Genomic DNA, 13,419 nt, shown 5'->3' on the forward strand with positions numbered 1-13,419 from the left:
GGTCGCCCGGCGCCGTCCGACCATCAACCCGAAAAAGGAGTGCTGCTCATGGCCAAGACTTCCCCTTCCGACCGCCTGCTGACGGACCTGCACCAGGTGGTGACGGATGCCGAGTCGCTGCTGCGCGCGACCGCCGACCAGACCAGCGCCGGGGCTTCCGAGCTGCGCGCCCGCGTGCAGTCCACGCTGGACCGCGCCAAGACCAGCCTGGGCGAGTTCCAGTCGGTCGCGGTGGAGCGTGCCAAGGCCGCCGGCAAGGCGACCGACGACTACGTGCACGACAACCCCTGGCAGTCGATCGGCGTGGCGGCCGGCGTCGGCCTGCTGGTGGGGCTGCTGCTCAGCCGCCGCTGAGCGGAGACGCCGTGCGGACCTGCGGCGTGGTCGCGGGCTGCGCGCCGTCGGCGCCGGCCGTCTCCCAGGGCTTGGGCGCGGCCAGCCAGCGCTCCAGGTCCTCGGCCGGCATGGGGCGGGCGAACAGCCAGCCCTGACCTTCATGGCAGCCCAGCGCCAACAGGTGCTGGCGCTGCTCCTCGGTCTCGATGCCCTCGGCGACGACTCGCATCCCGAGGCTGCAACCCAGGTTCACCACCATCTGCGCGATCGTCGCGCCGGCGGCGGAGCTCTGCGCCTCGCGCACGAATGCGCGGTCGATCTTGAGGCGCTCCACGTCCAGCCGCCGCAGCTGGCTGAGCGACGAGAAGCCCGTCCCGAAGTCGTCGATCGCGACGGAGGCGCCCGTGCCGCGGATCTCCGCCAGCACGCGCAGCACCGCCGAGACCTCTTCCATCGCCATCGATTCGGTGATCTCCAGCTCCAGCGCGGAGCCGGGCACCTCGGCATCGGCCAGCGCGCGCCGCAGCGTGTCGATGAAGGCCGGATGGCGGAACTGCGCCAGCGAGATGTTGACCGCGATGCGGAAGTCCGCGAAGCCGTGGTCGCGCAGCTGACGCACCTGATGACAGGCGGTCCTGAGCACGAATTCCCCGATCGGGACGATCAGGCCGGATTGCTCGGCCAGCGGGATGAACTGGTCCGGCGGCACGAACTGCCCCTCGGCGGTGCGCCAGCGCAGCAGCGCCTCGGCGCCGACCACGCGCAGCGTCGTCAGCTCCACCTGTGGCTGATAGACGACGAAGAGCCGGCGCTCCTCGAAGCTCGCGCGCAGGCCCTTGAGCAGCTTGAAGCGCTCGCGCGCGTCCACGCCCATCTCCGGTGAGAAGTACTGCGAGGCGCCGCGGTTGCCCGCCTTGGCGCGCTTGAGCGCGATCTGCGCGTCGAGCAGCAGCTCCGATCCCAGCGCGCGTGACTGCGCCAGCCGCACCAGGCCGGTGGTCGCGGAGAGCTGCAGGCGCTCGCCCGCGACGGTGAAGGGGTCGTCGAAGACCGCGCCGATGCGCTGGCCGTTGACCATCTCGTCCGGGCCCAGCAGGCCGAAGGCGTTCGAGGAGATCCGCGCCATCGCGGTGTTGAAGCCCAGGCGCTGCGCCATCCGCTGCGACACGGCTTGCAGCACCTGGTCGCCGAAGCGATGGCCGAAGGCGTCGTTGACGTCGGCGAAGTCGTCCAGGTCGATCAGCGCGAGCGTGATGCCTTCGGGGCTCTTGAGGTTCTGCTCAAGCAGCTCGATGAAGCGGGTGCGGTTGGGCAGCTGCAGCAGCGGGTCGTTGTAGGCCTGGTCCGTCAACTGCGTGTAGAGCATGACGTTCTCGAAGCCGACCGAGATGTTGGAGCAGAAGGCCCGCAGCAGCTGCCGGTCGAGGTCGTCGAGCTCACGCTGGACCTCGACCAGCGCGGCCATCGCGCGGCCGCTGGGCAGGCCGAAGTGCAGGACGGTGCAGCCGTCCTCATGCAGGTTGTGGCCGGCGGCCAGGCAGCGCGCGAGCAGCTCCCGCACCTTGGCCACGGGCACCGCATGCAGCGGCCGGTTGATCAGCGAGCTGTACTGGCCGGCGGCCGCGATGACGCGCGCGTCGCCGCTGGCGTCGTTGTGGGCCTGCACGCAGACCAGGCCCTCGGGCAGCGTGCCCAGCAGCGCGCACAGCTGCGTCACCACGCCCTCGGCGAAGCGATGCAGGCCGTGCTGGCGGCCGAGCTCGGTGCTGGCCTCGACGATCATCTCCAGGCCTTGCCGGTTGGCTTCGAGCGCGCGGATCTGCCGATAGGAGCGGATCGCGGCGGTGAGCACCGTGTACAGCCGCGTGCGGGTCAGCTCCGACTTGGTCTTGTAATCGTTGATGTCGTAGGTCTGGACCGTCTCGATCTCGGGCGCGTAGCCGGGCTGGCCGGTGCGCAGCACGATGCGCACGGCGCGCTGCCGCAGCTCCTCGCGGATGTGGCGGACCAGCTGCAGGCCGGCGTCGTCGGACTCCATCACCACGTCCAGCAGCACGACGGCGATGTCGGGCTCCGCGACCAGCAGGGAGCGGGCCTCGGCGGCGGACTTGGCGTGGAGGAAGGTCAGCGGCTGGCCCTCGATGGGCAGGCCTTGCATGGCCAACTCAGTGGCCTTGTGGACGTCGGTGTCGTCGTCGACGATCAGCACGCGCCAGGGAGTGCGCGGGGTTGGGGGCTCGTCGTGGGCGTGATCGTGGTCGTCCAGGAACTGCAGCAGGTCGTCGTCCTCGACGACGGCGGTGTGCGGCAGGGGCTGGCGATCAGGCATTGAAAGGACCTTGTCTGTCCGGCGGCGCGGGGCGCAACCAAGCGTTACCGCGCACTGTAGCCCAACGCCTGTGGGCCGGATCCCCAAACATCGCCCTCGTTTCCCCCGATTCAGTGATAGCTTCCGCATTCCGGGGGGAGAGACACGGAGGACAAACCAACGATGGATGCACACGATCCGAGCCTGGCGGACCGGCTGCGCCGGATGGCGGAACGCGCGCTGGAACTGGCCCGCGTGCGGTTGGAATTGCTGGGCGTGGAGCTGCAGAGCGAGCTGCTGCGGCTGTTCGGCGCGCTGACCGCTTTGCTGCTCGCATTGCTGATGGGCGTGGCGGCGCTGGTGATGCTGATCTTCGCGGGGCTGCTGTGGGTGCCCGCCGAGTGGCGCGCGCCGGTGGGCGCGGGACTGGGCGCGGCCTTCGCGATCGCGGCGGTCCTGTGTTGGCAATGGGCGAAGCGCCAGCTGTCGACCGGTCGCCCCTTCGCCGCGAGCGTGGCGGAACTGGCCCGCGACGGACGCGCTGTCGCTCCTGAGAGTGACGCCGACACCGGTCGCGGCGGGGAGCGCAGGTGATGTGGCGAGAGTCCCGTCAACGGCTGAAGCTGCGTCAGCTCGAGCTGCAACTGCGCAGCGCGGAGCTGCGTCTGGGATTGCTGCACGACGCCGAGGCCTTCGAGCGCCCGATGCGCTGGGCAGAGCGCGGTCATTCGCTGTGGCGACTGGCGGGCAGCCTGCCGCGCTTGTGGCGCACGGCTGCGGCGATGGCTGCTGCGGGCGGACTTGCCGGCTTGATGCGGCGCTGGGGCAGGCGCGGCACGAATGCGTCGGAGGACGCGGGCGCCGCGCCGGGACGCATCGCGCGCGCGTGGGCGTGGGTCAGCCTGGGGTGGAAGGTGTGGCAGTGGGTGAAGCCGCAGGCGCCGACGCCGTCCGCACCGGCGACCCCCACCGAGGCTCAGCGCTGACCGCGCTTCGCGCCCGGGCGATTGCCTGGACGCGGAGTCGTCGTCGAACCTGCAGCCGGACGAACACCGGCGCCGGCCGGACGCTGCGGCGTACGGGCCGCCCCGGTCTCCCTCGGCGGCAGCCCCGTGTGCTGCGTCAGGATCTGCCCCGCGCGCGGCTTGTTCGGCGCGACCTTCTGACCCGCGTTGGTCGAGTTCTTCCGGCGCGCCGATTCGTAGCCCGCATCCGTGCCCGTGGGCTGGAAGGTCGGGATCAGGTGATGCTTGCCGTTGCCGATCAGATCGGCGCGGCCCATCTCCTTGAGCGCGTCGCGCAGCAACGGCCAGTTCTTCGGGTCGTGATAGCGCAGGAAGGCCTTGTGCAGGCGCCGACGACGCTCGCCCTTGACGATGTCGACGGCCTCGCTGTCCCGGCCCACCTTCTTCAGCGGGTTCTTGCCCGAGTGGTACATCGCCGTGGCCGTGGCCATCGGGCTCGGATAGAAAGTCTGAACCTGGTCCGCGCGGAAGCCGTTCCGCTTCAGCCACAGCGCCAGATTCATCATGTCCTCGTCCGCCGTGCCGGGGTGCGCGGCGATGAAGTACGGGATCAGGTACTGCTTCTTGCCCGCCGCGGCGCTGGCCGCCTCGAACAGCTGCTTGAAGCGGTCATAGGTGCCGATGCCCGGCTTCATCATCTTGGACAGCGGGCCGCCCTCGGTGTGCTCGGGCGCGATCTTCAGGTAGCCGCCGACATGATGCGTCACCAGCTCCTGGATGTACTCGGGTGACTCGATGGCCAGGTCGTAGCGCAGGCCCGAGCCGATCAGGATCTTCTTGACGCCGCGCAGCCCGCGTGCGCGCCGGTACAGTTTGATCAGCGGGCCGTGGTCGGTGTGCAGGTTGGGGCAGATGCCCGGATAGACGCAGCTGGGCTTGCGGCAGGCGGCCTCGATCTCGGGGCTCTTGCAGCCGATGTGCCACATGTTGGCCGTCGGGCCGCCCAGGTCCGAGATGACCCCCGTGAAGCCCTTCACCTTGTCGCGGATGTCCTCGATCTCGCGAATGATCGAGTCCTCGCTGCGGCTCTGGATCACGCGCCCCTCGTGCTCGGTGATCGAGCAGAAGGTGCAGCCGCCGAAGCAGCCGCGCATGATGTTCACGCTGAAGCGGATCATTTCCCAGGCGGGAATCTTCGTGGCGTGATCGTGGCTGCCGTCCTGGTCCGCGTAGCTCGGATGCGGGCTGCGCGCATAGGGCAGGTCGAAGACATGGTCCATCTCGACCGTCGTCAGCGGAATGGGCGGCGGATTCAGCCAGACGTCGCGGTCCACGCCGCTGGACGAGTGCCGCTGCACCAGCGCGCGTGCGTTGCCCGGATTGGTCTCCAGATGCAGCACGCGGTTGGCGTGGGCATAGAGCACCGGATCGCTCTTGACTTGCTCGTACGCCGGCAGGCGAATCACTGTGCGGTCGCGCGGCGTGACCAGCGCGCGGCCGTCGCCACCCGTCCTGGACAGCGTCTGGCGAATGATCTTGATCGGCTTGACCTCGGCGATGCCGGCTTGCGCGGGCGCTGGGGCTCCGTTCGCAGACGCGGCCTGCTCCTGCTGCTTCGAGCAATCGGTGCCCTGATCGGCGGCCGCTTCCTCGGTCGTCATGTAGGGGCTGAGCAGCGCGTCGATCTTGCCGGGGACGTCGACCTCGGTGGAGTCGATCTCGAACCAGCCGTTGAGCGACTCGTCGTCCGGCTTGCGCATGAAGGCGGTGCCGCGCACGTCGGTGATGGACTCGATCGGCTTCTTCTGAGAGAGCCGATGGGCGATCTCGATGATGGCGCGCTCGGCGTTGCCGTAGACCAGCAGGTCGGCCTTGGAGTCCACCAGGATTGAGCGGCGGACCTTGTCCTGCCAGTAGTCGTAATGCGCGATGCGGCGCAGCGAGGCCTCGATGCCGCCGATGATCACCGGCACGTCCTTGAACGCCTCCTTGCAGCGCTGCGTGTAGACCAGCGTCGCCCGGTCCGGCCGCTTGCCCGCCAGGCCGCCCGGCGTGTACACGTCGTCCGAGCGGATCTTTCGGTCGGCCGTGTAATGGTTGATCATCGAATCCATGTTGCCGGCCGCCACGCCGAAGAACAGGTTGGGCTTGCCCAGCGCCCGGAACGCATCGGCCGAATTCCAGTCCGGCTGCGCGATGATCCCCACCCGGAAGCCTTGAGCCTCCAGCGTCCGCCCGATGACCGCCATGCCGAAGCTCGGATGATCCACGTACGCGTCGCCGCTGACGATGATGATGTCGCAGCTGTCCCAGCCGAGCTGGGTCATCTCGTCGCGCGACATCGGCAGGAACGGGGCGGGACCGAAGCGCTTGGCCCAGAACGGACGGTAGGCGGTCAGCGCCTTCTGGCCGGTCTTCTTCAGATCGGACAGGGGACGGGTCGGGGGCGGGGCAATGGACACGGCGTCGGCTCGGGCGTGGGCAACCGGGTATTGTCGCCGCACACCCGGGTTCCCCCCAGGGGAGACCTCACATTCGCGGGGATTTCGCCCGGGATTGTTTCAGCGAGGGGGCGAATCGGCGGGCGTGGCGGGGTGGTCGTCCGCGTCGCAGGCGGCCCTGCCGCACATCGGCTGGCGGCCCAGGGCATGGCGTTCGGCCTCGGTCAGCGGGGCGAAGCGGTTGGGCACGGTCACCGTGAGGCTGGACAGGTAATGCTCCAGCCGGGCCTGGCCGACCACCATGATGTCGAAGGACTCCGGATCCATGATCCAGTGGTGCAGCAGCCCGCCCACCATCGCCATCAGGCCGATCGCGGCCTGGTGCGTGTCCAGGCCCTTGGGCAGCTGGCCCAGCGCGATGGCGCGCTCGAAGGTGTCCTGGTTGCGGGCGGTCCACTCGCGGTGCGCGTCGACCTTGCGGCCGTGGATGGAGGCCATCTCCCCGACGAACTCCACCCGCAGGTTGGCGATCTCGAAGGCGCGCCGTGTGCGGGCATTGAACGCCGCATGGTGCATGACGTTCAACAGACGCAGCCGGAGCTCGTCCAATGGGCGCTGGGCATGGCCCAGGACGGCGTCGTCGAAGCCCTCCTCCAGCGGCATGGTGGCCCGCTCCATCATCGCGTTGAAGAGCTGGACCTTGTCCTCGAAATGCCAGTACACCGCGCCGCGCGTGACGCCGGCGGCCTGGGCGATGTCCTGCAGCGAGGTGCGGGACACCCCGCGCTCGTGGAAGAGCCGTTCCGCCGCGTCGATCAGACGGGCGCGTGTCTCCTGGGCTTCTTGTTTGGTTCGGCGGGCCATGGGGCGGATTCTAGAACATGGGGGAAACATACATACGCGAATGTATGTATATACTCCACGCCTTTCGGGTCTACCCGGAGTGGGCTGCCCCCGCCTTCCCGCCAACGCTGTCGATCCGCGACGACGCCCTCCGTCGTTGCGGAAGGGCCGCGACTTGCCAGAAGATGCGCCGCGTCCGTCGTCCGTGGGTCGGTCCGACCGCTCACTCGAATCACATGAACTGCGAGAGGAATCCCATCGTGATGTCTAGCCCTCTGACAAAAGAACTGCCGGGGACGGAGCGTCCGGGCCTGAAGGTCGGCGCGCGCGTGCTTTATCTGCTGCCCCTGGTGATCTCGCTGGCGGCCGTGCTGACCGGCTGCGGCAAGAGCGATCAGGCGGCGGGCGCGCACGGCGGCGGCATGCCGCCCGCCAACGTCGGCGTGGTCACGGTGGGTGCTCAGCCGGTGGCCCTGGCCAGCGAGCTGCCCGGCCGCATCGAGGCCCTGCGCACCGCCCAGGTCCGCGCCCGCGTCAACGGCGTGGTGCTCAAGCGCCTGTTCACCGAAGGCTCGGAAGTGAAGGCCGGCCAGCAGCTGTTCCTGATCGACCCGGCCCAGTACCAGGCCGCGCTCGACAGCGCCAACGCCACGCTGGCCAAGGCGCAAGCCAATGAAGCGCAGGCCGCCGCCCAGGCCGCCCGCAACAAGCCGCTGGCCGACGCCAAGGCCATCAGCCAGCAGGAATACATCACCTCCGTCGCCACCGCCAAGGCGGCCGCCGCCGACGTCGCCGCCGCCAAGGCCGCCGTCGCGCAGGCCAAGCTGAGCGTCGATTACGCCCATGTCTACGCCCCGATCTCGGGCCGCATCGGCCGCGCGCTGGTGACGGAAGGCGCGCTGGTCGGCGCGTCCGACGCGACCCAGCTGGCGCTGATCCAGCAGGTCAGCAGCGTCTACGTGAACTTCACCCAATCGGCCAACGAAGTGCAGAACATGCGCCGCGCGCTGGCCGCGGGCCAACTGCGCAGCGCCGGCGCGGGCGCCGCGCAGGTCGAGGTGCTGGGCGACGACGGCAAGGTCGTGCGCACCGGCAAGCTGTTGTTCACCGATCTGACCGTGGACCCGACCTCCGGCCAGGTGACCCTGCGCGCCGAAGTCCCGAATGCCGACGGCCAGCTGCTGCCGGGCCAGTACGTGCGGGTGCGCGTCGCGCAGGCCGAGCTGCCGTCCGCCATCCTGCTGCCGCAGCAGGCCGTCACGCGGGGCTCCAGCGGCGACACGGTCCTGGTCGTGGGCGCGGACAACAAGCCCGCCACCCGCCAGGTCAAGATCGGCAACGCGGTCGGCAACCAGTGGATCGTGCTCGACGGGCTGAAGTCCGGCGAGAAGGTCATCGCCGACGGCTTCCAGAAGATGTTCGTGCCGGGGGCGCCGGTCAATCCGGTGCCGTTCAACCCGGCCAGCGCCGCGTCCGGTGCCGCCGCTCCGGCCGCGTCGGCCGCGAGCCGCTGAGCGCCTGACGCTCGGGAAGGATCCAAGACATGGCACGTTTTTTCATTGATCGCCCCATCTTCGCGTGGGTGATCGCCCTGTTCATCCTGGTCTTCGGCGGCGTGGCGGTGACGCAGCTGCCGGTGGCCCAGTACCCCACGGTGGCGCCGCCCTCGCTGTCCATCAACGTCGCTTACCCCGGCGCCTCCGCCAAGACCCTGGACGAGGCGGTGATCTCCGTCATCGAGCAGGAGCTCAACGGCGCGCCCGGGCTGGCCTACATGGAGTCGGTCAGCCAGGCCAACGGCACCGGCGCGATCACGGTGACCTTCGAGTCGGGCACCAACATCGACCTGGCGCAGGTGGAAGTCCAGAACCGTCTGTCCCGCGCGACGCCCCGGCTGCCCGCCGCGGTGACGCAGCAGGGCGTGCGCGTGGACAAGGCCCGCTCCAACTTCCTGCTGTTCGTTACGCTGTCGTCCAAGGACGGCTCGCTGGACCCGATCGCGCTGGGCGACTACGCCGCCCGCAACGTCGTGCCCGAGATCCAGCGGATCGCGGGCGTCGGTCAGGCGCAACTGTTCGGCTCCGAGCAGGCGATGCGGATCTGGCTGGACCCGGCCAAGATGCAGTCGTTCAACCTCAGCCCGTCCGAGGTGAACGCGGCCATCACCGCGCAAAACGCGCTGGTGCCGGCCGGCGTGCTGGGCGACCGCCCCAACACGAGCAGCCAGACCATGTCCGCGACCATCGTGGTCAAGGGCCAGCTGGAGAACAAGGAACAGTTCGGCAACATCGTGCTGCGCGCCAACACCGACGGCTCCACCGTGAAGCTCAAGGACGTCGCGCGCATCGAGATGGGCGGCCAGAGCTACAGCACCTACGCCCGCCTGAACGGCCAACCCTCGACCGGCGTGGGCGTGCAGCTCTCGCCCACCGGCAACGCGCTGGGCACCGCCAAGGCGGTCAAGGCGCGCATGGAAGAGCTCAAGAAGTTCTTCCCGGCCGGCGTCGAGTACAGCGTCCCCTACGACTCGTCCAAGTTCGTGCAGATCTCCATCGCCCAGGTGGTGGAGACCCTGATCGAGGCGGTGGTCCTGGTGTTCCTGGTGATGTTCCTGTTCCTGCAGGACTGGCGCTACACGCTGATCCCGACGCTGGTGGTGCCGGTGGCATTGCTGGGCACCTTCGGCGTGATGCTGGCGCTGGGCTTCTCGATCAACGTGCTGACGCTGTTCGGCATGGTGCTGGCGATCGGTATCCTGGTCGACGATGCGATCGTGGTCGTTGAGAACGTCGAGCGCATCATGAGCGAGGAGGGCCTCTCCCCGCGCGAGGCGACCAAGAAGGCCATGGGCCAGATCTCGGGCGCCATCATCGGCATCACCACGGTGCTGATCGCGGTGTTCATCCCGATGGCCTTCTTCGCGGGCTCGGTGGGCAACATCTATCGCCAGTTCTCGCTGGCGATGGTGGCCTCGATGGCGCTGTCGGCGCTGATGGCGCTGTCGCTGACGCCCGCGCTGTGCGCCACGCTGCTCAAGCCGGTCGACGCCGGTCACCACCACGAGAAGCGCGGCTTCTTCGGCTGGTTCAACCGCGGCTTCTCGCGCACCGCCAAGGGCTACGAGGGCTGGGTCGCCAAGCTGCTCAAGCGCAGCGGCAGCATGATGGTCGCCTTCGTCGCCATCGTGGCGGTGGTGGGCTGGCTGTACGTGCGCATGCCCACGTCCTTCCTGCCCAACGAAGACCAGGGCTACCTGATCGTCAACGTGCAGCTGCCCCCGGGCGCCACGTCCAACCGGACGGAAGCCGCCGTCGCCGCCGTCGAGCAGTTCCTGCACAAGCAGCCGGAAGTGGCCGACACCATCGGCGTGATCGGCTTCTCGTTCTCGGGTCAAGGTCAGAACGCCGCGCTGGTGTTCGTTCCCCTGAAGCCCTGGGACGAGCGCAAGGGCGAGGCCCACAGCGCGCAGGCGCTGGCCGGCCGGGTGATGGGCGCGATGATGGTGGGCGTGCGTGACGCGTTCATCTTCCCGCTGTCGCCCCCGCCCATCCAGGAACTGGGCAACGCCACCGGCTTCGCGCTGCGTCTGCAGGACCGCGGCGGCCTCGGCCACGAGGCGCTGCTCAACGCGCGCAACCAGCTCATGGGCATGGCGTCCAAGAGCAAGCTGATCGCGACCATCCGTCCCGACGGTCTGGAAGACGCGCCGCAGCTGCAGATCGACATCGATCGCGCCAAGGCGCAGGCGCTGGGCGTCAGCTTCGACACCATCGCCCGCGTGCTGGGCACGCAGCTGGGCTCGGCCTATGTGAACGACTTCCCCAGCGCCGGCCGCATGCAGCGGGTGGTGGTGCAGGCCGATGCGGCACGCCGCTCGACCCCGGAAGACGTGCTCAGGCTGAACGTCACCAATGCCGCGGGCACGGACGTGCCGGTCTCCGCCTTCGCGACCAGCCGCTGGATCACGGGTCAGATGCAGGCCACGCGTTACAACGGCTATCCGGCGATGCGTCTGGCGGGCGATCCGGCCGCGGGCGTGTCCTCGGGTCAGGCGATGAAGGAGCTCGAGAACATGGTGGCGCAGCTGCCGGCGGGCATCGGCTACGAATGGACCGGTCTGTCGCGTGAAGAGCAACTGTCGGGTTCGCAGGCCGGCATCCTGCTGGCGTTCTCGCTGCTGGCCGTCTTCCTGTGCCTGGCCGCGTTGTACGAGAGCTGGTCCATCCCGCTGTCGGTGATGCTGGTGGTGCCGCTGGGTCTGCTGGGCGCGCTGCTGGGCGCGACGCTGCGCGGCATGCCCAACGACGTGTACTTCAAGGTCGGCCTGATCACCATCATCGGCTTGTCCGCGAAGAACGCGATCCTGATCATCGAGTTCGCCAAGGACCTGCAGGCGCAGGGCAAGGGGCTGGTCGAGTCCGTGCTCGAGGCGGCGCATCTGCGCTTCCGCCCGATCATCATGACCTCGATGGCCTTCATCCTGGGCGTGGCGCCGCTGTTCTTCGCCACGGGCGCGGGCTCGGGCAGCCAGCGCGCGATCGGCACCGGCGTGCTGTCCGGGATGATCTCGGCGACGGTGCTGGCGGTGGTGTTCGTGCCGGTGTTCTTCCTGGTCGTGCGCCGCTTCTTCAAGGGCAGCGAGCGCCAGCGCAAGATGTACACGCATGAGCTGGACGGCCCGAATCCGGCCAAGGCGATCGAAGCCGCCAAGAACGCCGACGGAGTCTGACGATGATGAAAAGAAAACTCTCTGTGATGGCCGCGGCGGCCGCGACGGTCGCGCTGCTGGCCGGTTGCGTGAACCTCGCGCCTGAGCATCAGCGTCCCGAGGCGCCGGTATCCCCGCAGTGGCCGCAAGGCCCCGGCGCGGAAGCCGCCGACGCCAAGGTCGCGACCGAGCTGCAATGGCAGCAGTTCTTCCGCGACGAGCGGCTCAAGCAATTGATCGAGCTCTCGCTGAAGAACAACCGCGATCTGCGCATCGCGCTGCTGAACGTGGACGTGGCGCGGGCGCAAGCCAACGTCACCGCGGCCAGCCGCTGGCCGACGGTCAACCTGGGCCTGTCGGCCCAGCGCGGTCCGCAGACCACCAGCAACGGCGACAGCAAGATCACCAGCGTCTATCAGGCGGGTCTGCAGATCACCTCGTACGAGATCGATCTGTTCAGCCGGGTGAAGAACCAGAGCGCGGCGTCCTTCGCCACCTACCTGGCCACCGGCGAGGCGGCGCGATCGGCGCAGATCAGCCTGGTGACAGGGGTGGCCTCCGCCTATCTGGCGGTGCAGGCCGACGAGGAGCTGCTGGCGCTCACGCGCCAGACCCTGGCCACGCGCGAGGACAGCCTCAAGCTGATGCAGCTGAAGTTCGACAACGGCGCGGCGTCCAACCTGGACCTGAGCACGGCGAAGTCCTCGTACGAGTCGGCGCGCGCGACGCTGGCCCAGGCCGAGCGCACGCGTCAGCAGGACCTGAACGCGCTGACCCTGCTGGTCGGCCAGACGCTGCCGGACACGCTGCCGACGGCGCAGAAGCTGAGCGACCAGACCATGGGCGCGCTGCTGGCGGGCATTCCGTCGGAGGTGCTGGTGCGTCGTCCCGATGTGCGTCAGGCCGAGCAGCAACTGGTCTCGGCCGAAGCCAACATCGGCGTGGCCCGCGCGGCTTACTTCCCGAGCATCACGCTGACCAGCAGCGTGGGCACGGCGAGCGGCGCGCTGCGTGACCTGTTCAGCCAGAGCGCGTGGAGCATCGCAGGATCGGCGCTGATGCCGATCTTCGACGCGGGGCGCGTGCGCAACAACGTCGAGGCGGCGAAGGCGAATCGTGAGATCGCGGTGGCGCAGTACGAGAAGGTCGTGCAGACGGCCTTCAAGGAAGTCGCCGACGCGCTGGCCGGACGGGCGACGCTGGACGAGCAGTTGCGCGCGCAGGATGCGCAGGCGGCGGCGGAAGCGACGCGGCTTCAGCTGGTCGACCTGAGCTATCGCAACGGCGCGGCGTCGACGCTGGACCTGCTGGATGCGCAGCGTTCGAGCTTCGCGGCTCAGCAGCTCGCGCTCCAGGTGCGGTTGGCGCAGTTGCAGAACCAGGTGCAGCTCTACAAGGTGCTGGGGGGCGGGCAACCGTCTTGATTTGAGGTCTGTCATTTCGACGCCTTGACGGCGCCGGTTCGCGTTGAGCGGCCGGCGCCGTTTTCGTTGTTATGACTCCCTCTCCCGCTTGCGGGAGAGGGCAGGGGAGAGGGTCTTCCGCGCGCCCTCGCAGTCAACCATTCGAGCCGGCATCTTCCATGGTGCCGGGGGCGTTCTTGGGGAGCTGTGAGAGCTCGAAGACCCTCTCCCCCACCCTCTCCCGCAAGCGGGCGAGGGAGCCATCCATCGCTCTCCCGCAAGCGGGCGAGGGAGCCATCCATCGCTTCGGCAGGCGAGGGGGCCATCCATCGCTTCGGCAGGCAAGGGAGTGACTCGTGCGGCGACCGAGGCTGGCGGCGAGAAGACGCGCGGTGCCGTATTACCCCCTCTCCCG

The 13,419-nt window shown here is 68.9% G+C and carries 9 protein-coding genes; 6 read left to right on the forward strand and 3 right to left on the reverse strand.

Going from position 1 to position 13,419, the window contains the following annotated elements; genetic code table 11:
• The first annotated feature begins 48 nt into the window (after window positions 1-48).
• Window positions 49-354, forward strand: coding sequence for a DUF883 family protein (locus ABDW59_RS12280; RefSeq protein WP_343630110.1), 306 nt, complete (start codon window positions 49-51; stop codon window positions 352-354).
• Here the strand turns inward: ABDW59_RS12280 and ABDW59_RS12285 are convergent.
• Window positions 341-2,665: an EAL domain-containing protein gene (locus tag ABDW59_RS12285; protein WP_343630111.1), complete on the reverse strand. Its 2,325-nt coding sequence runs from the start codon at window positions 2,663-2,665 to the stop codon at window positions 341-343. The genes ABDW59_RS12280 and ABDW59_RS12285 overlap by 14 nt on opposite strands.
• A 162-nt stretch (window positions 2,666-2,827) precedes the next feature.
• On the opposite strand from ABDW59_RS12285, the gene ABDW59_RS12290 reads away from it, so the two are divergent.
• Window positions 2,828-3,238, forward strand: a complete 411-nt coding sequence (locus ABDW59_RS12290) for a phage holin family protein (RefSeq protein ID WP_343630112.1) — start codon at window positions 2,828-2,830, stop codon at window positions 3,236-3,238.
• Entirely contained in the window at window positions 3,238-3,630 is a 393-nt protein-coding gene (locus ABDW59_RS12295; RefSeq protein ID WP_343630113.1) for a hypothetical protein, read from the forward strand. Before ABDW59_RS12290 ends, ABDW59_RS12295 begins: the two co-directional genes overlap by 1 nt.
• Here the strand turns inward: ABDW59_RS12295 and ABDW59_RS12300 are convergent.
• Window positions 3,621-5,951, reverse strand: a complete 2,331-nt coding sequence (locus ABDW59_RS12300; RefSeq protein WP_343630146.1) for a YgiQ family radical SAM protein — start codon at window positions 5,949-5,951, stop codon at window positions 3,621-3,623. The two genes, ABDW59_RS12295 and ABDW59_RS12300, sit on opposite strands and share 10 nt — an antisense overlap.
• 219 nt (window positions 5,952-6,170) lie before the next feature.
• Complete coding sequence (locus ABDW59_RS12305) at window positions 6,171-6,914, reverse strand: TetR family transcriptional regulator (protein ID WP_343630114.1); 744 nt, start codon at window positions 6,912-6,914, stop codon at window positions 6,171-6,173.
• 242 nt (window positions 6,915-7,156) lie between these two features.
• On the opposite strand from ABDW59_RS12305, the gene ABDW59_RS12310 reads away from it, so the two are divergent.
• Genes ABDW59_RS12310 through ABDW59_RS12320 form a run of 3 tightly spaced genes read left to right on the forward strand, consistent with a single transcriptional unit; the run spans window position 7,157 to window position 13,025 of the window.
• The gene (locus ABDW59_RS12310) at window positions 7,157-8,407 is read left to right on the forward strand and encodes an efflux RND transporter periplasmic adaptor subunit (RefSeq protein WP_343630115.1); all 1,251 of its coding nucleotides are present in this window, start codon (window positions 7,157-7,159) and stop codon (window positions 8,405-8,407) included.
• Window positions 8,408-8,436: 29 nt separating this feature from the next.
• Window positions 8,437-11,622 carry an efflux RND transporter permease subunit gene (locus ABDW59_RS12315; RefSeq protein ID WP_343630117.1) on the forward strand — a complete coding sequence of 1,062 codons (3,186 nt, stop codon included), beginning with the start codon at window positions 8,437-8,439 and terminating at the stop codon, window positions 11,620-11,622.
• A gap of 2 nt (window positions 11,623-11,624) precedes the next feature.
• Window positions 11,625-13,025, forward strand: coding sequence for an efflux transporter outer membrane subunit (locus tag ABDW59_RS12320; RefSeq protein ID WP_343630118.1), 1,401 nt, complete (start codon window positions 11,625-11,627; stop codon window positions 13,023-13,025).
• Window positions 13,026-13,419: the final 394 nt, after the last annotated feature.

The sequence above is a fragment of the Roseateles sp. genome, from assembly GCF_039595295.1.
Classification (GTDB): Bacteria; Pseudomonadota; Gammaproteobacteria; order Burkholderiales; family Burkholderiaceae_C; genus Roseateles.

Excerpts from the sequence above, each read along its gene's own strand:
- ABDW59_RS12280 (WP_343630110.1), top strand. The coding sequence starts at position 49 with ATGGCCAAGACTTCCCCTTCCGACCGCCTGCTGACGGACCTGCACCAG.
- ABDW59_RS12285 (WP_343630111.1), bottom strand. The coding sequence starts at position 2,665 with ATGCCTGATCGCCAGCCCCTGCCGCACACCGCCGTCGTCGAGGACGAC.
- ABDW59_RS12290 (WP_343630112.1), top strand. The coding sequence starts at position 2,828 with ATGGATGCACACGATCCGAGCCTGGCGGACCGGCTGCGCCGGATGGCG.
- ABDW59_RS12295 (WP_343630113.1), top strand. The coding sequence starts at position 3,238 with ATGTGGCGAGAGTCCCGTCAACGGCTGAAGCTGCGTCAGCTCGAGCTG.
- ABDW59_RS12300 (WP_343630146.1), bottom strand. The coding sequence starts at position 5,951 with ATGTCGCGCGACGAGATGACCCAGCTCGGCTGGGACAGCTGCGACATC.
- ABDW59_RS12305 (WP_343630114.1), bottom strand. The coding sequence starts at position 6,914 with ATGGCCCGCCGAACCAAACAAGAAGCCCAGGAGACACGCGCCCGTCTG.
- ABDW59_RS12310 (WP_343630115.1), top strand. The coding sequence starts at position 7,157 with ATGTCTAGCCCTCTGACAAAAGAACTGCCGGGGACGGAGCGTCCGGGC.
- ABDW59_RS12315 (WP_343630117.1), top strand. The coding sequence starts at position 8,437 with ATGGCACGTTTTTTCATTGATCGCCCCATCTTCGCGTGGGTGATCGCC.
- ABDW59_RS12320 (WP_343630118.1), top strand. The coding sequence starts at position 11,625 with ATGATGAAAAGAAAACTCTCTGTGATGGCCGCGGCGGCCGCGACGGTC.